This is a genomic window from Bartonella sp. CR84HXZ (assembly GCF_042194535.1).
GTDB classification, from domain to species: domain Bacteria; phylum Pseudomonadota; class Alphaproteobacteria; order Rhizobiales; family Rhizobiaceae; genus Bartonella; species Bartonella grahamii.
The window spans coordinates 24,087-43,312 of sequence record NZ_JBHIMY010000013.1 but is presented as its reverse complement, the minus strand read 5'-3'; the positions used below and the strand labels follow the sequence as shown (position 1 = coordinate 43,312).

Annotated in this window: 15 protein-coding genes and 1 pseudogene; 3 read left to right on the top strand and 13 right to left on the bottom strand. The window is 39.1% G+C overall.

The window, feature by feature from the left end; genetic code table 11:
• Positions 1-164: 164 nt before the first annotated feature.
• From clpX to ACFIKD_RS06710, 6 genes and pseudogenes are all read right to left on the bottom strand, one after another.
• Entirely contained in the window at positions 165-1,439 is a 1,275-nt protein-coding gene (clpX, locus tag ACFIKD_RS06735; protein WP_012755013.1) for an ATP-dependent Clp protease ATP-binding subunit ClpX, read from the bottom strand.
• Between the two features lie 183 nt (positions 1,440-1,622).
• A complete protein-coding gene (clpP, locus tag ACFIKD_RS06730) occupies positions 1,623-2,255 on the bottom strand; it encodes an ATP-dependent Clp endopeptidase proteolytic subunit ClpP (RefSeq protein WP_012755012.1) in 633 nt (210 codons plus the stop codon).
• A gap of 146 nt (positions 2,256-2,401) precedes the next feature.
• A pseudogene (locus tag ACFIKD_RS06725) lies at positions 2,402-3,209 on the bottom strand (hypothetical protein).
• A 10-nt stretch (positions 3,210-3,219) separates the two neighbouring features.
• Positions 3,220-4,596: a Trk system potassium transporter TrkA gene (gene trkA / locus ACFIKD_RS06720; protein ID WP_375644896.1), complete on the bottom strand. Its 1,377-nt coding sequence runs from the start codon at positions 4,594-4,596 to the stop codon at positions 3,220-3,222.
• A 4-nt stretch (positions 4,597-4,600) separates the two neighbouring features.
• Complete coding sequence (locus tag ACFIKD_RS06715; protein WP_375647566.1) at positions 4,601-5,959, bottom strand: sigma-54-dependent transcriptional regulator; 1,359 nt, start codon at positions 5,957-5,959, stop codon at positions 4,601-4,603.
• A gap of 1 nt (position 5,960) precedes the next feature.
• Entirely contained in the window at positions 5,961-8,228 is a 2,268-nt protein-coding gene (locus tag ACFIKD_RS06710; protein WP_375636489.1) for an ATP-binding protein, read from the bottom strand.
• A 172-nt stretch (positions 8,229-8,400) separates the two neighbouring features.
• On the opposite strand from ACFIKD_RS06710, the gene rirA reads away from it, so the two are divergent.
• Genes rirA through ACFIKD_RS06695 form a run of 3 tightly spaced genes read left to right on the top strand, consistent with a single transcriptional unit; the run spans position 8,401 to position 10,544 of the window.
• The gene (gene rirA, locus ACFIKD_RS06705) at positions 8,401-8,844 is read left to right on the top strand and encodes an iron-responsive transcriptional regulator RirA (protein WP_273788340.1); all 444 of its coding nucleotides are present in this window, start codon (positions 8,401-8,403) and stop codon (positions 8,842-8,844) included.
• 24 nt (positions 8,845-8,868) lie between these two features.
• Positions 8,869-10,059, top strand: coding sequence for a bifunctional 2-C-methyl-D-erythritol 4-phosphate cytidylyltransferase/2-C-methyl-D-erythritol 2,4-cyclodiphosphate synthase (locus tag ACFIKD_RS06700; RefSeq protein ID WP_375644921.1), 1,191 nt, complete (start codon positions 8,869-8,871; stop codon positions 10,057-10,059).
• Complete coding sequence (locus ACFIKD_RS06695; protein WP_375636491.1) at positions 10,056-10,544, top strand: CinA family protein; 489 nt, start codon at positions 10,056-10,058, stop codon at positions 10,542-10,544. Before ACFIKD_RS06700 ends, ACFIKD_RS06695 begins: the two co-directional genes overlap by 4 nt.
• A gap of 540 nt (positions 10,545-11,084) precedes the next feature.
• Here ACFIKD_RS06695 and ACFIKD_RS06690 read toward each other — a convergent pair.
• From ACFIKD_RS06690 to ACFIKD_RS06660, 7 genes are all read right to left on the bottom strand, one after another.
• Positions 11,085-11,546: a type II toxin-antitoxin system RatA family toxin gene (locus ACFIKD_RS06690; RefSeq protein WP_273788342.1), complete on the bottom strand. Its 462-nt coding sequence runs from the start codon at positions 11,544-11,546 to the stop codon at positions 11,085-11,087.
• Between the two features lie 2 nt (positions 11,547-11,548).
• Positions 11,549-12,511: a lipoyl synthase gene (lipA, locus tag ACFIKD_RS06685; protein WP_273723360.1), complete on the bottom strand. Its 963-nt coding sequence runs from the start codon at positions 12,509-12,511 to the stop codon at positions 11,549-11,551.
• A 67-nt stretch (positions 12,512-12,578) separates the two neighbouring features.
• Positions 12,579-14,039 (bottom strand): dihydrolipoyl dehydrogenase, encoded by a 1,461-nt coding sequence (lpdA, locus tag ACFIKD_RS06680; protein ID WP_375636493.1) that lies wholly within the window; start codon positions 14,037-14,039, stop codon positions 12,579-12,581.
• 220 nt (positions 14,040-14,259) lie between these two features.
• Entirely contained in the window at positions 14,260-15,603 is a 1,344-nt protein-coding gene (locus tag ACFIKD_RS06675) for a pyruvate dehydrogenase complex dihydrolipoamide acetyltransferase (RefSeq protein ID WP_375636495.1), read from the bottom strand.
• Positions 15,604-15,617: 14 nt separating this feature from the next.
• A complete protein-coding gene (locus ACFIKD_RS06670; protein WP_375636497.1) occupies positions 15,618-16,982 on the bottom strand; it encodes a pyruvate dehydrogenase complex E1 component subunit beta in 1,365 nt (454 codons plus the stop codon).
• 16 nt (positions 16,983-16,998) lie between these two features.
• The gene (pdhA, locus tag ACFIKD_RS06665) at positions 16,999-18,039 is read right to left on the bottom strand and encodes a pyruvate dehydrogenase (acetyl-transferring) E1 component subunit alpha (protein WP_273788346.1); all 1,041 of its coding nucleotides are present in this window, start codon (positions 18,037-18,039) and stop codon (positions 16,999-17,001) included.
• 135 nt (positions 18,040-18,174) lie between these two features.
• A complete protein-coding gene (locus tag ACFIKD_RS06660) occupies positions 18,175-18,486 on the bottom strand; it encodes a septum formation initiator family protein (protein ID WP_012754998.1) in 312 nt (103 codons plus the stop codon).
• Between the last annotated feature and the right edge of the window lie 740 nt (positions 18,487-19,226).

The window sequence follows — 19,226 nt, the reverse complement described above, 5'->3', positions numbered from 1 at the left end:
TATGAGCTATCTACAACAACCAGCCCACCTTTAGAAAACCTCAGCTCTTCACAATACATGAAGTGGTAATTACTAATACATAAATCAAGCATTATAATGATATTATTATAAACACCCATCAAATACCGTTCATTACCACCTTTCATATTGTGCTTAGCACAATATCATGCTGATACATTTTCTTTATCTTCTGCACGTTCTGAGTAAATATAAAGAGGGCGCGCTTTCCCATCAACGACATCACTCGAAATAACCACTTTTTGAACGCCTTCAAGAGCCGGTAGCTCAAACATCGTCTCAAGAAGGATCTTCTCCATAATAGAACGTAAACCACGAGCACCAGTTTTACGTTCAATTGCTTTCTTCGCAATAACACGTAAAGCATCTTCATGAAATGATAACTCGACATTCTCCATTTCAAAAAGACGCTGATATTGCTTTACTAAAGCATTTTTAGGTTGTGATAAAATTTGCATGAGGGCGTTAACATCTAAATCCTCTAAGGTAGCGACTATAGGAAGGCGCCCAATAAATTCTGGTATTAAACCAAATTTTATAAGATCTTCAGGCTCTAAATCACGAAAAATTTCACCGACACAACGCTCATCAGGAGCCTTAACGGTCGCAGAAAAACCAATAGAAGTTTTTTCACCACGCCCTGAAATAATTCGTTCTAAACCAGCAAAAGCTCCCCCACAAATGAATAAGATGTTTGTGGTGTCAACCTGAAGAAACTCTTGTTGCGGATGCTTACGTCCACCTTGAGGAGGAACAGAAGCAATCGTTCCTTCCATAATTTTTAATAACGCTTGCTGAACTCCTTCCCCCGAAACATCTCTTGTAATAGAAGGATTGTCTGCTTTACGAGAAATCTTATCGACCTCATCAATATAAACAATGCCACGTTGTGCACGTTCAACATTATAGTCAGCAGCTTGAAGAAGTTTCAAAATAATATTTTCTACATCCTCACCTACATAGCCTGCTTCCGTCAAAGTGGTCGCATCCGCCATCGTAAAAGGCACATCAATAATACGTGCTAATGTTTGTGCAAGATAAGTTTTACCACAGCCCGTTGGACCAACAAGAAGAATATTTGATTTAGCCAACTCAATATCATTGCTTTTAGACTGATGCGCCAACCGTTTATAATGATTATGAACAGCAACAGAAAGAACACGCTTTGCATGCTGCTGACCAATAACATAATCATCAAGAACTGTTATAATTTCCTGTGGCGTAGGAACACCATCACGCACCTTAACCCCAGAAGACTTATTTTCTTCCCGAATAATATCCATGCAAAGCTCTACACATTCATCACAGATAAACACAGTAGGCCCCGCAATGAGCTTCCGCACCTCATGCTGACTCTTGCCGCAGAACGAGCAATAGAGAGTATTTTTTGATTCGTTCCCGCTATTGCTAATTTTGCTCATTTTTCTTTCCTTTCACCACGATATATGAATACTTTGCCTTTTCAAAGGAAGCTTTTCATCATGAAAACTAAAAGACATATAGAAAACCATGCATGTCTCAATATTTTTAGGTGTTTCTCTTATTTTGCGATATTTTTTATAAAACTCTGTGATTTAAAGTAGCTGTTTTTTCTATAAAAATTCTTAATCTTTTTCTTCTTTTTCAGTTTCTGCACGATATTGTATAACATCATCAACTAAGCCAAACGCTTTGGCTTCTTCTGCTGTCATAAAATGATCGCGATCGAGAGTTCTCTCAATAATCTCATAATCTTGACCTGTATGTTGAACATAAATTTCATTTAAACGCCGTTTCATCTTTATAATGTCTTGCGCATGTCGCTCAATATCTGAAGCTTGACCTTGAAAACCACCAGATGGTTGATGCACCATAATACGTGCGTTTGGCAATGTAAAACGATGACCTTTTGCTCCAGCTGTTAACAATAAAGACCCCATAGATGCCGCCTGCCCCATGCAAAGCGTAGAAACAGGAGGGCGAATAAACTGCATAGTATCATAAATAGCCATACCAGATGTTACGACACCACCTGGAGAATTAATATAAAGACTAATTTCTTTTTTAGGATTTTCCGCTTCCAAGAAAAGCAATTGTGCACAAACAAGCATTGCCATACCATCTTCGACAGGACCATTAATAAAAATAATCCGCTCCTTTAAAAGACGGGAAAAAATATCATAGGCCCGTTCACCACGATTGGTTTGTTCAATAACCATAGGAACAAGGCTTAATGCTGTTTTCATTGGATCACTCATATTTTTACTTTCCGTTCATATAACAACCGCTTTTTACACATTCAATGTTTTTATCCATACGTTAACATTACTCTCTTGCGCAAGCTACAATCAAGAGCTGTTTAAGATAGATTAAAATCCCAATAGTTAAAATAGCAATAATAACTCTACTTAAACAAATGATGAACATCAGGAATGCGAGATACCGCCCAATGGTAAAAACTTCCTTTCTGAGGTCTTTTCGTGGTCTTTGTCTTTCTGTGAATATGAAAGCCTATCAAGCGTGAATCTGTAAGCGGCTTTACGCCAAAAGCTGGTTCAAAAATACGTTCAGCTTTTCGCCCAGTCCAATAATAAAAAGTTTCCTTTTCCTTTGCTTCATGAAAAAAACCATATCGTTTTGCTAATCGCGAAATACCATCATTGCCAAATATCGTAACGCCAAGACTTCCCGGCAAAATCGGCATTTTTTTCCTCTTTAACCAGAACGGTCTCCAAACACGACGCTTAAACCCAAGCCAATGAGGAATAATTTTTGTGCCTGCCCAATAATCTTCAAATGCTTTTATAATAGGGTTATTAGGCGGAAAATAAAGTGCAGAAACGCCTACTCTTGTATTATTTTCTCTTGCCAACCAAACCTTATCCGCATCTGGATGAAATTGTTTAACAAGGTAAACATCTGTATCTAACCAAACTCCTTGTTGATATTTCATCAGCATAACACGAAAAAATCCGAAAACTGAACAATTGTGACCCTGGTTTGTCATCAGAAAAATCGGGGTCAAGGCGATAAATTGCTGAGCGTGGTAAAATTGATTCGGCTTCATGCAACTCAACACCGGCAGGAAGATTATCTATTTTTTTATCATAACTAAAAAGCTTAACGCGCTGTCCAGTTTTAACCATTGAGGACACACAAAGCCTATCCACCAATCTTAATTGTCCACTATACCAAAAAGTACAAATATCCATAGATAATATATCAAAAATATTCTAAACTTACGCGAAAGAGTTGTTCAACATCACGAACCCTATCAGCAAGAGCAAAAATCACTATTCTATCACCAGACAAAATGCGCGTATCTGCCGAAAGCTGTATTATTGTCTTATTGCGATAAATTGCACCAATTCTCAAACCATCTGATAAATTGAGCTCTGATAATGACTTACCAACCAATGAAGATGTTTGCATCACTTCAGCTTCAATAATTTCTGCTCGGCCATTAAAAACTGAATGAACAGAACGAATACGTCCACGGCGCATTTGTTGCAAAATTCTCGATATTGTAACGCTATGGGGATTAAGATATGCATCCACACCAACAGCACGACTAAATTCTTGATAGGCAACATTATTAATCAATACCATATTGGCTTTGCAGCCCAATCTTTTAGCAATAATAGCGCTTAAGAGATTAACCTGATCTTGATTGGTCAAGGTAATCATTAAATCGGACTGATCAATTCTCGCATCTTGAAGAATCACTGGATCTAACACGTTACCGTATAAAACTGTTGTTTTTTCAAGCTGATCAGCAATCGTGAGAGCTCTTTCTCTATGCGATTCTATAATCTTCAATTTTAATTTATGGAAACGCTTTTCAATAGCCTGTGCAACATAAAGGCCAATGTGACCGCCTCCTGCAATAATCATGCGGTGGGCATCTTGTTCTTTATGACCAAAAAGCCCAACAGCACGGCGCATTTGATCACGAGCAACAACAAGATAGGTTATATCACCAACGCGTAATTGCGTTTCTGAATGTGCAACCAATAATTCCGTACCACGTTTAATAGCGGTAACCGTCGTATGAAGATCTGGAAAAAGCTCTGTTAATTGACGCAAAGGTGTATTAATAACTGGACAATCTTCCATACATTCCAAGGCTAGCGCAACAACATCATCATTACAAAAATAAAGGACATCTATCGCACCAGGTAAGGCAATACGGCGCAAAACCATTTCCCCAACTTCAACTTCTGGCGAAATAACCACATCAATGGGAATATTCTCTCTGGAAAAAAGCGTCTTATAACGTGGTTCTAAATAAGATTGTGAACGAATACGAGCAATTTTTGTGGGCACATTAAATAATGAATGTGCTACTTGACAAGCTACCATATTGACTTCATCAAACAAAGTGACAGCAATCAACATATCAGCTTTGTCTGCATCTGCAGCCAAAAGAACTTCAGGACGTGAACCGTGACCAACAAAACCTCTCACATCCAATGTATCGCGAATCTTTTCAATTAATCTCGTTTCAATATCAATAACAGTAACATCGTGATTTTCAGCAGCAAGACGCTCTGCTATCCCATAACCAACCTGTCCTGCTCCGCAAATAATAACACGCATCGCTTTAAGAAACTCCAAGCGCTTTAAGTTTACGGTGCAAAGCTGAACGCTCCATGCCTATAAATTCAGCAGTACGTGATATATTTCCACCCAAACGCCCAATCTGTGCCACTAAATATCTCTTTTCAAACAATTCTCGTGCTTCACGTAACGGCAAATCCATTATACTTTCATCTGAATCCATTTGAAGACGTGGCAAAGAATCACTTACTTCACTGGGAAGAAAATCCGCTGTTATAGGACCATCACCATCCCGCACAAGAATAAGAAGACGCTCAATATTATTACGTAATTGCCGCACATTACCCGGCCAAGCATGCGTTTGCAAAATAGCAATCACATCATCACTGATTACACGCGGTTTAATCCCAACCTGCTGTGATATTGTTTTTACAAAATGATGTACAAGTTCTGGAATATCTTCACGACGCGCTGAAAGGGGCGGAACAGCAATAGGAACAACCGAAAGACGGTGGAAAAGATCTTCTCTAAAGCGCCCATCGGAAATGAGGTTTTCAAGATTTTGCGCTGTCGAAGAAATAATACGGACATCCACCTTAACACGTTTTGTGCCGCCAACTCTTTCAAATGTCTGCCCCGTTAACACCCGAAGAATCTTACCTTGAGTCTCACGTGGCATGTCAGCAATTTCATCAAGATATAATATACCGCCATGAGCTTCCTCTAAGGCACCGATCTTGCGCTCTCTTCCTTCCATTTCACTGCCAAACAGCTCTATTTCCATTCTTTCCGGAGTAATCGTTGCAGCATTTATTGTAACAAATGGCCCATTCGAACGCGTTGAGAGCGCATGAATAGTTCGTGCAACAGTCTCTTTTCCTGCCCCTGAAGGACCTGTTATCATGACGCGACTATTGGTTGGTGCTACTTTTTCTATGATTTGACGCAAATTTTTTACAACTGTCGATTTTCCGAGCAACTCTAATGTTTCGTTCGAACGCTTTCGCAATTCTAAAAGCTCACGTTTTAAATTTGAGTTTTCAAGTGTTCTCTCTGCAACCAATACAAGTCTATCTGCTTTAAAAGGTTTTTCAATGAAATCATATGCCCCTCGCTTTATAGCGGAAACAGCCGTCTCAATATTACCATGACCAGAGATCATAACGACCGGAAGAGCCGGATATTGCGTTTTAATTTCATCAAGCAATGCTAAACCATCAAGACGACTACCCTGTAGCCAAATATCCAAAAAAATGAGCTTTGGAATACGCTCACTAATTTGAGCCAATGCTTCATCAGAGTTACAAGCAACACGCGTTTCATAACCTTCATCATCTAAAATACCAGCAACAAGCTCACGAATATCTGCTTCATCATCAACAATCAAGATATCTGATACCATACTATTCCCCTATCTTATGATTTATGGCTTGTATAATACTACCCTGCTTACCCCCATCCGCCGGAAACATCAAACGAATCATCGCACCACGACCTTCATAAAAACTCTCCGGTGCATCATGAAGCTCCATGGAACCACCGTGATCTTCAATAACTTTGCGCACAATGGCTAACCCGAGCCCTGTTCCTTTTTCCCGCGTTGTTATATAGGGCTCTAATAACTTTTGTCTTTGCTCTTTAGGAAGTCCTTTCCCATTATCAACAACATCCACAACCACCCATTCCTCTTGACGATAAGAACGGATAAGAATATGACCGTGAATATTTTCCTCTCGCATAACTGAATCTATGGATTCGCTCGCATTTTTGATCACATTGCAAAAAGCTTGTACAATGAGACGGTTATCAAATGCACCCATAAGTGGTAGACTTCCTAAATCTTGCTCAAAATGAATATCATGTCGTGTCACTTCTATCAAGAAACATGCTTCGCGCAACAATTCTCGTATATCTAAAATATGCATTTGTGGTTTGGGCATACGTGCAAAAGAGGAAAACTCATCAACCATACGCCCAATATCTCCAACCTGTCGAATAATTGTCTCAATACACCGCTCAAAGACCTCTCTATCTTGTGTAATAACTTTGTTATAACGTTTACGAATGCGTTCAGCGGATAACTGAATGGGTGTGAGAGGATTTTTTATTTCGTGTGCAATACGCCGTGCAATATCCGCCCACGCCGCTGTACGTTGTGCTGCAACAAGGTCTGTAATATCATCAATTGTTAGGACCCAAGATTGCCCCTGTCCATCATCCTCTTCCATCGTAACTTGGACATTACAGACACGCTCTTTTCCTGCAACGTTTAAAGTAACCTGCTCACGATGATTTTTACGATCCAATGAACGTGCAAACTGAAAAACCTGCCAAATTTCAGCACTTAAAGATAAAAGACTTTGTCCAACAACGTGTTCAGAGCGAATATCAAACATCGCTTCAATAGATCGATTAATAATTGTAATATCACCATTATCATCTATACCCGCTACTCCTGCTGTTACACCCGATAACACTGCTTCAGAAAAACGCCGTCTCTCATCAATTTGATCACGTACTGCAATCAACTCATTGCGCCGACTTTTCAATTCACTGACCATGTAATTAAAAGTTTTGGATAATTGCCCAATATCTCCGTCCTTCGCGCGTACTGGCACAAAAATTTCCATATTTCCAGTAGCAACATCATCAGCAGCACTAATGAGAAGACGAATAGGACGTACTAAGCGATCAGCGACAGCAATAGCAGCCCAAATAGCCGATAGGAATAAACTAAAAAAAAGACATAAATAAAGCATACCAAATGCAATTTGCGTCAGCAGGCGATTTTCATTTAAATCACGATAACGATCTGTATTGACTTCTGTTAAACGCAAAGCAGATAAAACACCTTTATCAACGTCACGCACCAAATATAAAAATGTGTTTGGAATGTTGGTAAATTTTAAAATAATACCAAAATAATCATGCACGCCTGGTTGAAAAGAAAAAGGCCTCGCACTGGTTGCACGTTCAATAAGATTGGAAGGAGGAATTGGCAGTTTATCTTCATCACCAAGAGCACTCGATATAAAAATAGCTCCGCTAGAACTTAACAAAAATGCGCCACGCAAATTGCGTCCTATAGCATGACGCGTCAATTGCATCCTATATTCAGCCGGATTACGTTCTAAGAGTTTTTTGTTATCAAGTGCAAATGCCATCGCGTAGGATAAATTTTTTAAATTTTGAAGCATTTCATCTGCATAAGCATTTGCTAAATCAATAGAAGAGCCCACAATTTGCCGCGTTGTTGTATCAAACCATCGATCAAGTCCCAAATTTAGTGCTGGACCCGATACAAGAGCTACAGCAACAGCCGGCATTGTCGCAACAAGTGCAAACAATGAAATAAGGCGCACATGAAGACGCGATCCTGCACGCCTTGAACGCCAAGCACGAATAATCGGAATCATCTCATAAAAAACGATGACAATAAGCCCTAAAACCCAAAAACTATTAATCCCTATAAGAATAAGGGTTACTGTTCTACTGGGAACAACAGGGGTTAATCCAATAAGAATAATAAATGAAACAGAGGCCGTAAGTAACGCCAATACAATAATTGTAATCCCTAAAAAAATATATACCTTACTTAAACGATACAACTCATCGTTATAAGTATTTTTATCTATGTCTTGAAGATTCGTTACAGATGTTATATTCGTCATGAGCTTACATACCCTTATCCCATTATTCTCATATAACCTTTTGTAGCAAAAATTGACAATACTAATACTACATTTAAAATAGGGCAAATATAGTCAATGAGAAAGAACTTCTACATTTTGCAAAATATCTTAAAATAAACTGTGTTCGACGATACTTTACGAAGGAAATGAGATGCGATTAACAAAACAAACAAATTATGCTCTTCGAATGCTCATGTATTGTGCAGATAATCAGGGAACTCTCAGTCGTGTTCCAGAAATTGCTAAAGCATATGCCGTTTCAGAACTTTTTTTATTTAAAATCCTTCAACTGCTTGTTCAAGCAGGTTTTATACAAACAGTGCGTGGACGCAATGGTGGAGTTAGGTTGGCGAAACCCGCAGCAGAGATTTCAGTCGCTGATGTTGTGAAAGTAACAGAAGACAACTTTTCCCTCGCAGAATGTTTCGATACTGCAGAACCGACTTGCCCCTTGATTGATTTTTGTGGTTTAAATACCGCACTTCAAAAAGCATTAAATGCTTTTTTTGAGGTGTTATCCGTGATATCCCTTGCTGATCTACAACAACCATCCTTTCAAAATCATTTTAAAATTAATGACAAAAAAGCAAACTAAGATTATAACACGAGGAGATTAAGTATTTCTATTGCAGCAATAATATTAGCTGCTGGACGCGGTGAAAGAGCAGGGTCTCCCCATAAAATTCCAAAACAATATCGGCTTCTAGGACAAAAGCCGATTATTTATCATACCGTGCATTGTTTTTTGCAGCATCCAGCTATCACAACAATTATCCTTGTTATTCATCCAGAAGATCGTCAAATCTGTGAACAAGCTATCGGCGATTTTAAAGAGCGCCTTATTATCGTTGAAGGAGGCAGGACACGTCAAATCTCTACCTTACATGGACTTCAGGCACTCAAAAAATTCAATCCCCAATATGTGCATATTCATGATGGTGCACGCCCCTTTATCGAAAACAAGCTTCTTGATAACATTCACAACACGATCACACCTCAAGAAGGTGTTCTTCCTGTTCTGCCCATCTCTGATACCCTTAAACGTATAAATAATCAGCATGTTTTAGAAACAATTCCCCGTACCCATCTTTATAGTGCACAAACTCCACAGTGTTTTCCCTTTGAACATATCTTAGCGGCCCATAAACAAGCAAAACAAGCTTGCAAAAAAGAATTCACTGACGATTCTGCGATTGCCGAATGGTTTGGAATTCCTATGCGTACCGTTCCTGGGGATCCTAACAACATAAAAATTACATGGCATGAAGATTTTAATACTGCACATTTATATCTCCAAAAGAAAATGCAAATATTTCCTGATATCCGCACCGGCAATGGTTATGATGTTCACTCTTTCGAGGATGGTGATTTTCTTATTTTATGTGGTATAAAAATTCCTTTTCATAAAAAATTGAATGGACACTCCGATGCGGATGTTGCTCTTCATGCGCTAACAGATGCCCTGCTCGCTACGCGAGGTGCTGGAGATATTGGCACACATTTCCCTCCCTCTGATCCTCAATGGAAAAATGCATCATCAGAAATTTTTCTCCGTCATGCTCTTGATATTCTAAAACAAGCAGGTGGTCGTATCGCCAATGTTGATATCACAATTATTGCTGAAAATCCTAAAATTGGTCCCTATCGTCATGCCATGACAGAAAATCTTATGACGATACTTTCAATAACACCTGATCGAATCTCTATCAAAGCAACAACAAATGAAAGGCTTGGATTTATTGGTCGCGGTGAAGGAATTGCTGCTCTTGCAACAGTGAGCGTTCTTTATTCAGGAGAACTTCCCCAATGACATATCTTTGTGAAAAACAAGCACATGAAGTCCTTAATATCTTTCGCCAAAAAGGTTTGCTGTTAACAACTGTAGAGTCTTGTACAGGAGGACTCATTGCTGCAAGCCTCACAAATATTGCAGGCTCGTCAGATGTTCTCGATTGTGGATTTGTTGTTTATTCAAATGAATCTAAAACACGCCTTGTTGGCGTTTGTGCTGAACTTATAAGAACCTATGGCGCCGTTTCAAAAGAAGTTGCTCTTGCAATGGCTGAGGGTGGATTAAAACATTCACAAGCTGACATTGCAGTCTCTGTAACAGGAATTGCTGGTCCAGGAGGAGCAAGTCTTGATAAACCTGTAGGACTTGTGCACTGCGCAGTTGCTTACAAAAATCATAAAACTCTGCACAAAGAAATGCACTTTGGTCATCTTAACCGCAATGCTATCCGCCATGCAACTGTTGAAAATGTTTTTAAAATGATTCTGGAATTGCTTCACTGAATTCCCCATACTAATTTCAAAGCTCTCTATTCCACATTGAGTCTATAATCGTCAACATCTTGAAAAAATGATTTATTGTGTCACAACTTTAAGTTGAATCAATCAAATTTATTCACTTGCACGCCACAAGAAAAAAACTGTATAAATAAAATGATTAAAGAAAGGGATACTTGTACCTCTCTCAAATGCTAAGAGCTCGCGCAACATCTTGAGAGATGGCAAATCAATGGTGCAGGCTGACTTTTTCATAAGTGTAAAGATGTTGATTTATATACTTTTACGAGTATCTCTACTATTTATTATGAAATGGGTATGACGCAAGCATGTCCTATTTGGGCGTTTTGTTTGGATATGCCTCTATTAAAAAAGAGAAACAAAAGCGTAAAGCTGTGCATCATCTTCATCATTTAAAATGATATTCCTTTAATATGCTTTTCAAAGCTGAAAAAGATGAATTAAAACAAATAGTAAAGATGAAAACCAGTTTTCACCTTCACGCTGTTATAAGCAATACGTATTGTTAAAAAATAACAGAATAGACTATGTTATCGTAGAGCCATAAATCTGATGCGCACGCTTCTCAAAAGCGTCGGTGAATTTACGAAACGCAATATCAAACATTGAGCCCATCACTAATCCAAGCGTTTTACTTTTAAATTCATAATCAATAAAAAACTCTACATTACATGCATTGGTATTTTCAATATCATGAAAGGACCAACGATTTTCAAGATATTTGAATGGACCATCAATATATTTAACTTCTATAAGATTTTTTTCCGGCTGAAGAAATACTTGAGTCGTAAAAGTTTCACGGATAATCTTATAGCCAACGGTCATATCCGCAAGAAGCAACATTTTTTTCCCATACTCTTTTCGAGAACGTACTATCAAAGACTCACACATTGGTAAAAATTCAGGATAACGCTCAATATCTGAAACCAGCTCAAACATTTCACTGGCACTATGGGTGATCTGCCGATGTATTGTAAAAATCGGCATAATTATCTCTGTAAGGAAAATTTTTCATCACGCGCTTTTTGCAAAATAGCAAAATCATCTCCAGCATGATGAGATGAACGCGTCAGAGGATTGGAGGCCATATGTAAAAATCCTTTTACTTTACCAATCTTGGCAAAAGACTCAAATTCTTCAGGAGGCACAAAACGAACAACTGGATGATGTTTTCGTGTAGGCTGCAAATATTGTCCAATCGTCATAAAGTCAACATCAGCAGAGCGCAAATCATCCATCAATTGCAAAATTTCATTTCGCTCCTCCCCAAGTCCAACCATAATTCCCGATTTTGTAAAAATTGTTGGATCAAGTTCTTTAACGCGTTGTAATAAACGAATTGAATGAAAATAACGTGCCCCTGGACGAACCTTCAAATATTTAGAAGGAACTGTTTCTAAGTTATGATTAAAAACATCAGGCTTAGCAGCAACAACAACTTCTAAAGCGCCATCCTTATGACGAAAATCAGGTGTCAGAACTTCAATTGTTGTTTTAGGAGTTTTTTGACGAATCGCATAAATAACTTTTGCAAAATGCTCAGCACCACCATCAGCAAGATCATCACGATCAACAGATGTAATGACAACATGTTTTAATTCCATCCGTGCAACAGCATCGGCTACGCGTTCTGGCTCATTATCATCAACGGCAAGTGGAATACCTGTTGCAACGTTACAAAAAGCACAAGCACGCGTACATATTTCACCTAAAATCATAAAGCTAGCATGCCGCTGGCTCCAACATTCGCCAATATTAGGGCAACCAGCTTCTTCACATACAGTCACTAACTTATGCGTACGTACAATACCATGTGTTTCCTTATAAATTGGTGATGTTGGCGCTTTTACACGAATCCAATCTGGCTTTTTTTGAACGCTTGTATCAGGACGATGTGCCTTTTCAGGATGACGCAAACGTCTATTTGTAACTCTATCAACAACCGTAACCATTTAAGCCTTTGCCTTATAAATACGAAGTAACAATCAAAAATATAAAATCTTTCACACAATCCAGTCATCAAGCGTTTAAAACTTGACCATAAGCATCCAATACACTTTCTTTCATCATTTCCGATAAAGTCGGATGTGGAAAGACAGTATGCATTAATTCTTCTTCTGTTGTTTCAAGATTCATGGCAATAACAAAACCCTGTATCAATTCTGTTACCTCAGCCCCTACCATATGGGCCCCAAGAAGCTGTCCTGTTTTTTTATCAAAAATCGTTTTTACTAACCCCTGATCTTCACCCAAAGCAATCGCCTTGCCATTCGCAGCAAAAGAATAACGACCAATACGTATATCATAACCTGCTTCTTTTGCTGTAGCTTCTGAAAGCCCTACAGAGGCAACCTGTGGTGTACAATATGTACACCCTGGAATTTTTCTTTTATCAAGCGGATGAGCATTCTTTAAACCTGCAAGATGCTCAATACATATCACACCTTCTTCTTCTGCTTTATGTGCCAACATAGGAGGACCTGCTACATCACCAATAGCATAAATGCCTTCCACCCCCGTCCAACTCCATTCATCGGTTACAATGCACCCGCGATCGGTTTTTATTCCCAAAGCTTCTAAACCAAGATTCTCAATATTACCTTGCACCCCAACAGCGGAAATCAATCGGTCAACAGTCATTGACTCTATTTTACCTTGAACATCAATATGTACAGTCACAGAATCAGAAGATTTTTCAACCTTTGTTACTTTTGCTTGACGAAGAATGCGTAAACCTTTTTTCTCTAACTGTTTACAAGCAAACGTTGAAATTTCAATATCTTCAGCAGGCATGATGTGGGGCATCATTTCAACAACAGTTACCTCAGCTCCCATATCACGATAAAAAGAGGCAAATTCAATGCCAATAGCCCCAGACCCTATAACCAAAAGCGATTTTGGCATTGCTGGCGGTATCATAGCTTCAAAATAAGTCCAAATGAGTTTTCCATCTGGCTCAATACCAGGAAGGACACGAGGACGTGCGCCCGTTGCAATAATGATATACTTTGCTTGATAAGTTCCCTCCCCTAACGTCCCTTTAGGGACTGGATTTTGCGGTTGCATAATCGGTTTTGAGGATGAAGAAACCATAATTTCCGCAGGATGGCTTCCCTTCGCTTCTTTGGTAAGCTTTGCTTCACCCCAGATAATATCAATTTTGTTTTTTTTCATTAAAAAATCAACGCCAGCATTTAAACGTGCTGAAACACCGCGTGAACGTGCCACAACATCTTTGATGTTTGCCTCAATTGAACCATTAATTTTTAATCCATAATTTTTTGCATGTTCAGCAAAATGTTTCATTTCCGCTGAACGTAGAAGGGCCTTTGTTGGAATACATCCCCAATTTAAACAGATCCCTCCCAAATGTTCACGTTCAACAATCGCAGTCTTAAAACCACATTGTGCTGCACGAATTGCGGTTACATATCCGCCTGGACCTGATCCAATCACAATTACATCATAAAGATTTGCCACAGTAATTCCTCCATGGATATATATAAAACGGATATGCATTTTTTGAACTTAAGACTGCAAAACAACATCACAGAATTATCTTATGTCTTTTGCTTTAAGCTTCACGTAAATGCTTTACCCAAACCAGAAATAGCAATAACATTGCTCTTCAAACTCTTAAATTTGTTTTTATTCTCTTAACACACTCTCTCACAACTTACGTGAAGAACTGTTAAATAGTTCAAACTAACATTGCTAATGGATTTTCAATTATCTTCTTAAAAGTCCGCGCGAGCTCTGCGGCTAAAGCACCATCGACAGCACGATGATCCGCAGAAATTGTAACTGACATAACTGTCGCAACAACTAATGTACCATTTTTAACAACGGCGCGTTCTTCCCCTGCACCAATCGCAAAAATCGTCGCATGCGGTGGATTAAGGATAGCCGAAAAACTTTTTATACCATACATCCCCATATTTGATACAGCTGTTGTTCCACCCTGATATTCTTCCATTTTTAATTTGCCCTCACGCGCACGCTTTGAAAAATCCTTCATCTCTTTGGAAATAAGGGATAACTGCTTTTCCTCTGCATGGCGAATAATCGGCGTAATTAATCCATTGGGAATAGAAACAGCAACCCCAACATCACAATGTTTATGATGAAGCATTCCGCCTTCAAGCCAAGAGACATTCGCATCAGGAACAGCTTTCAAAGAAAGTGCGACAGCTTTGATCACCATATCATTAACAGAAAGCTTATAAGTAGGCTGAGTTTCTTCCTGCCCCTTAATCATTGGTGCAGCAGCATTCAGTTGTGTACGCAGTGCTAATAGCGCATCAAGTTCACAATCTACCGTTACATAGAAATGTGGAACTCTCTGTTTTGATTCCATCAAACGTGTTGCGATTGTTTTACGCATATTATTATGGGGTGCGAAGGTATATTCATCCTCTTTAAAGAGTTTCAGTATCTGTTTGTCAGAAGCACCTGTAGCTACTAGCTCCCCTATTTGTGATGAATAAGACACTTTAGAAATATCACTACTTACAGCTTTTTCTACATCGCGCTTGATAATACGCCCATGCGGACCACTTCCAAAAATAAGGGATAAATCAAGACCTTCCTGAGATGCTAATCGCCGCGCTAAGGGAGAGGCAAAAAGACGCGCTTCCTTTTTATCTTGCTGCATTAATTGCTGAGCTGATGATTCATGAGACATTTTTGTACCCTTTGAGTCCGTCTGTTTCAGAGAATCTGTCTGTTTTACGCCCTCTGGTTCTTGTCTTGTAGAAGAAGAGATTTCTTCTGAAACTTTTGCAGCTTCAGCTAAATCTTCACCTTCTTCTGCTAAAACAACAATTAAAGCATTTACTTTAACGCCTTGTGTTCCAGCAGGAACAACAATTTTGGCAACCCTACCTTCATCAACGGCTTCGACTTCCATTGTCGCTTTATCCGTCTCAATTTCAGCAATAACATCACCAGAGAAAACTTTATCTCCCTCCTTAATATTCCATTTTGTTAAATTTCCCTCTTCCATCGTAGGGGAAAGCGCTGGCATTGTAATTTTAATGGGCATTATGCTTTCCTCCGTTATGCTCTGTATGTCACAGCCTTAACGGCCTCAATAATTTCAGCAGTATTAGGCAAAGCCAACTTCTCAAGATTAGCGGCATAAGGCATCGGAACATCTTTGCCAGAAATCGTAGCAATTGGCGCATCAAGATAGTCAAAAGCCTGCTGCATAACACGCGTTGCTATTTCAGTTCCCACGGATGACTGAGGAAATCCCTCTTCAATTGTTACCAAACGACCTGTTTTTTTAACCGAAGAAAGAATTGTTGGAAGATCCATCGGGCGAATGGTTCGTAAATCAATCAATTCAACATCAATACCAAGCTGTTCAATTTCCGGCAACGCTTGAACGGCATAATGCATTCCAATTCCACACGCGACAATCGTCACATCTTGTCCAGACTTATGAATACGCGCCTTACCAATAGGCAAAACAAAATCATCCAGTTGAGGGACATCAAATTGATGCCCATACAAAATCTCATTTTCAAGAAAAATAACAGGATTATCATCACGAATAGCAGCTTTCAGCAAACCTTTTGCATCTGCAGCACTATAAGGCATGACAACTTTCAAACCTGGTACATGACTGTACCATGCAGCGTAGCATTGAGAATGTTGAGCACCAACACGGGCAGCCGCACCATTGGGACCTCGGAAAACCATAGGAGCGGTCATTTGTCCACCAGACATATAACGTGTTTTTGCTGCTGAGTTAATAATTTGATCCATCGCCTGCATCGCAAAATTAAAGGTCATAAACTCAACAATGGGACGTAACCCTCCAAAAGCAGCCCCAACAGCCAACCCAGCAAAGCCGTGCTCTGTAATTGGGGTATCAATAACTCGGCGCTCTCCGAATTCTTCCAATAAACCCTGACTAACCTTATAGGCACCTTGATATTGCGCGACTTCTTCCCCCATGAGAAAAACTTTTTCATCACGCCGCATTTCTTCAGCCAAAGCCTGATTAAGCGCTTCACGAACTGTCATTGTAACCATTTGTGTTCCCGCTGGAATATCAAAATCAGGAGACGTATCAAAAGTAGGAACCTGCGGAACTGACGAAGGCAGAGAAAGAGGAGATTCCTTAGGTTTTTGTGCTGTATCCGTAGGTTGCGAAATATCCTCAGCACGCTCACCTTCTTCTAACAAAATCGCAATAACAGTGTTGACCTTTACGCCTTCAGAACCTTCAGGCACAAAAATTTTACCAAGAGTACCTTCATCAACGGCCTCTACTTCCATTGTAGCCTTATCCGTTTCAATTTCAGCAATAACATCGCCAGAGCTAACCTTATCACCTTCTCTCTTGAGCCATTTAGACAGTTTACCTTCTTCCATAGTTGGTGAAAGCGCCGGCATCAAAATATCAATAGACATACTTGCTTCCCTCGCATCAAACTAAAATATCAGTATAGAGCTCAGAAGCATCTGGCTCTTGATCACTTTGTGCAAAATCTGCCGCATCAGCAACAATTGCACGAACCTCTTTCTCAATAGACTTTAAATCATCTTCGTTCGCCCAATTTTTCTTAAGAATCCGACTTTTTACTTGATCAATCGGATCGTGTTCCTCTTTTATTTTTTGGACTTCTTCCTTTGAACGATATTTTGCTGGATCAGACATGGAATGACCACGATAGCGATAGGTCTGCATATCAAGAATGATCGGTCCTTTACCTGAGCGTGCCCAAGAAATCGCTTCATCAGCAGCTCCTTTTACTGACCGAACATCCATACCGTCAACAACAATACCTGGAATTTCAAAAGAAAGACCACGTCGGGAAAAATCAGTTTCTGCAGATGCACGTGAAACTGACGTTCCCATAGCATACTGATTATTTTCAATAATATAAACAACAGGAAGCTTCCAAAGTGAAGCCATATTAAAACTTTCGTAAACCTGCCCCTGATTTGCGGCACCATCACCAAAATAAACCAATGTCACATTATCTTTACCAAGGTACTGATTCGAAAATGCCAAACCTGAACCAATTGGAACCTGCGCACCAACAATACCATGTCCTCCATAAAAGTTCTTTTCTTTAGAGAACATATGCATCGAGCCACCTTTCCCTTTGGAAAAGCCACCTTGACGTCCCGTTAATTCTGCCATGACACCACGCGGACTCATCCCAACGGCTAACATATGACCATGATCACGGTAAGACGTAATAACCTGATCACCTTCTTTTGCCGCTTTCAATGTTCCTATAACAACGGCTTCCTGACCAATATAAAGGTGACAAAATCCCCCAATAAGCCCCATACCATAAAGCTGTCCTGCTTTTTCTTCAAAACGGCGAATTAAAAGCATTTCACGATAAGCATCAATTTCTTCTTCTTTTGTAAAGTCTGCTATTGGTGCTTTCTTTGTGGTGCTTGATAATGCAGTGCGCGCCACCGACGCAGAATTTTTTTTAAGTCGTTCTGCCATATTAAACTCCCTTTTATGATTATTTAGGAATAACCTTTACGAACAAAAGTTACAAGCCTTATCAATCGGCTTAAACAATATCATTGCTGATTGTTGTTTAAATTAAGCGATTTTTCATTTACCTTTGGTATCATTTCAAGGTATTAAGATTGTCAGTTCATTTGGCTTAGAAAAGTTCAAATTCTTTCGGACATACTCATCCAACATATCTTTTTCTATATGTCCATTGCGTAAAAGAGAAATACGCTTTTCCATGAATATCCGCTCAGCTTCTATTTTATGAAGCTCCTTTTCTAATTCGCTAATATGCTGATTAACTTCACTGCGTGAATACAATCCATACTCACCATGATAAATGTGATAACTGAAATAGCTTAAGACTCCCACCGTCATAAGAGGTAGTACAAAGCGCACTTTGATTGATCGACGTTTCTGCTTTGTCCACATAAAATAGCACAGTCTTTACAGCACAAATTTTTTAATATTTTGCCCAACTATGCACGATTTTGATTAATACCTCATTACCAAATCTACACCAAAATAATTTGTTATTTTCAATTTACCCTCATCTTTGTCCCTAAAATTTCCTGTTAAAATAAATATAAAATCAATCAATGCCCAAGGTATAGTTATCAAAGTATAGTTGTCAAAAAACCCGATCCCCAAAAATAGCAGACCTATTACACTTATAAGAAGCGTTATAAGTCCCGATACAACTCTACCAACCATAAAGTGATGAATCCCCAATGCACAAAAACAGGTAAACGATCGCTCGCATCACATTTAATTTTTGTGACTGACCTTCAACCGAGATAGGAAAAATAGATTTAATGGTATCCATTCATAGACAAAATCAATGGTATCCCCTACCTTTGGTGTTTTTTCCCTAACAAATCTTCAGGCGAAAATTGATAACGCTTACCATCATCTCCAAAAACGAGATAAACCCTTTGATCCTGACCAATAATCTTACCTTTCATCCTCGACCACCTATAAAGCTTCTCCTCATGTGTTATTCATAAAGAGATTATTTCTTTTTATAATATGTTGATTAACCTCACGGTATAAATAAAATTTGTAGCAGCCGTGATAAACGTGAAATTAAAATAGTTTTGATCCCCCCAATGAGCTAATGTTTTCTGCTGCTATAAGCAGCAATACAAAACACACCTTAGTGGATTTACGCC

What these genes read in the sequence shown, in the direction of transcription:
- clpX (WP_012755013.1), bottom strand. Translation starts at nt 1,439, where the DNA reads ATGAGCAAAATTAGCAATAGCGGGAACGAATCAAAAAATACTCTCTAT.
- clpP (WP_012755012.1), bottom strand. Translation starts at nt 2,255, where the DNA reads ATGAGTGATCCAATGAAAACAGCATTAAGCCTTGTTCCTATGGTTATT.
- trkA (WP_375644896.1), bottom strand. Translation starts at nt 4,596, where the DNA reads ATGCGTGTTATTATTTGCGGAGCAGGACAGGTTGGTTATGGGATAGCA.
- ACFIKD_RS06715 (WP_375647566.1), bottom strand. Translation starts at nt 5,959, where the DNA reads ATGGTATCAGATATCTTGATTGTTGATGATGAAGCAGATATTCGTGAG.
- ACFIKD_RS06710 (WP_375636489.1), bottom strand. Translation starts at nt 8,228, where the DNA reads ATGACGAATATAACATCTGTAACGAATCTTCAAGACATAGATAAAAAT.
- rirA (WP_273788340.1), top strand. Translation starts at nt 8,401, where the DNA reads ATGCGATTAACAAAACAAACAAATTATGCTCTTCGAATGCTCATGTAT.
- ACFIKD_RS06695 (WP_375636491.1), top strand. Translation starts at nt 10,056, where the DNA reads ATGACATATCTTTGTGAAAAACAAGCACATGAAGTCCTTAATATCTTT.
- ACFIKD_RS06690 (WP_273788342.1), bottom strand. Translation starts at nt 11,546, where the DNA reads ATGCCGATTTTTACAATACATCGGCAGATCACCCATAGTGCCAGTGAA.
- lipA (WP_273723360.1), bottom strand. Translation starts at nt 12,511, where the DNA reads ATGGTTACGGTTGTTGATAGAGTTACAAATAGACGTTTGCGTCATCCT.
- ACFIKD_RS06675 (WP_375636495.1), bottom strand. Translation starts at nt 15,603, where the DNA reads ATGCCCATTAAAATTACAATGCCAGCGCTTTCCCCTACGATGGAAGAG.
- ACFIKD_RS06670 (WP_375636497.1), bottom strand. Translation starts at nt 16,982, where the DNA reads ATGTCTATTGATATTTTGATGCCGGCGCTTTCACCAACTATGGAAGAA.
- pdhA (WP_273788346.1), bottom strand. Translation starts at nt 18,039, where the DNA reads ATGGCAGAACGACTTAAAAAAAATTCTGCGTCGGTGGCGCGCACTGCA.
- ACFIKD_RS06660 (WP_012754998.1), bottom strand. Translation starts at nt 18,486, where the DNA reads ATGTGGACAAAGCAGAAACGTCGATCAATCAAAGTGCGCTTTGTACTA.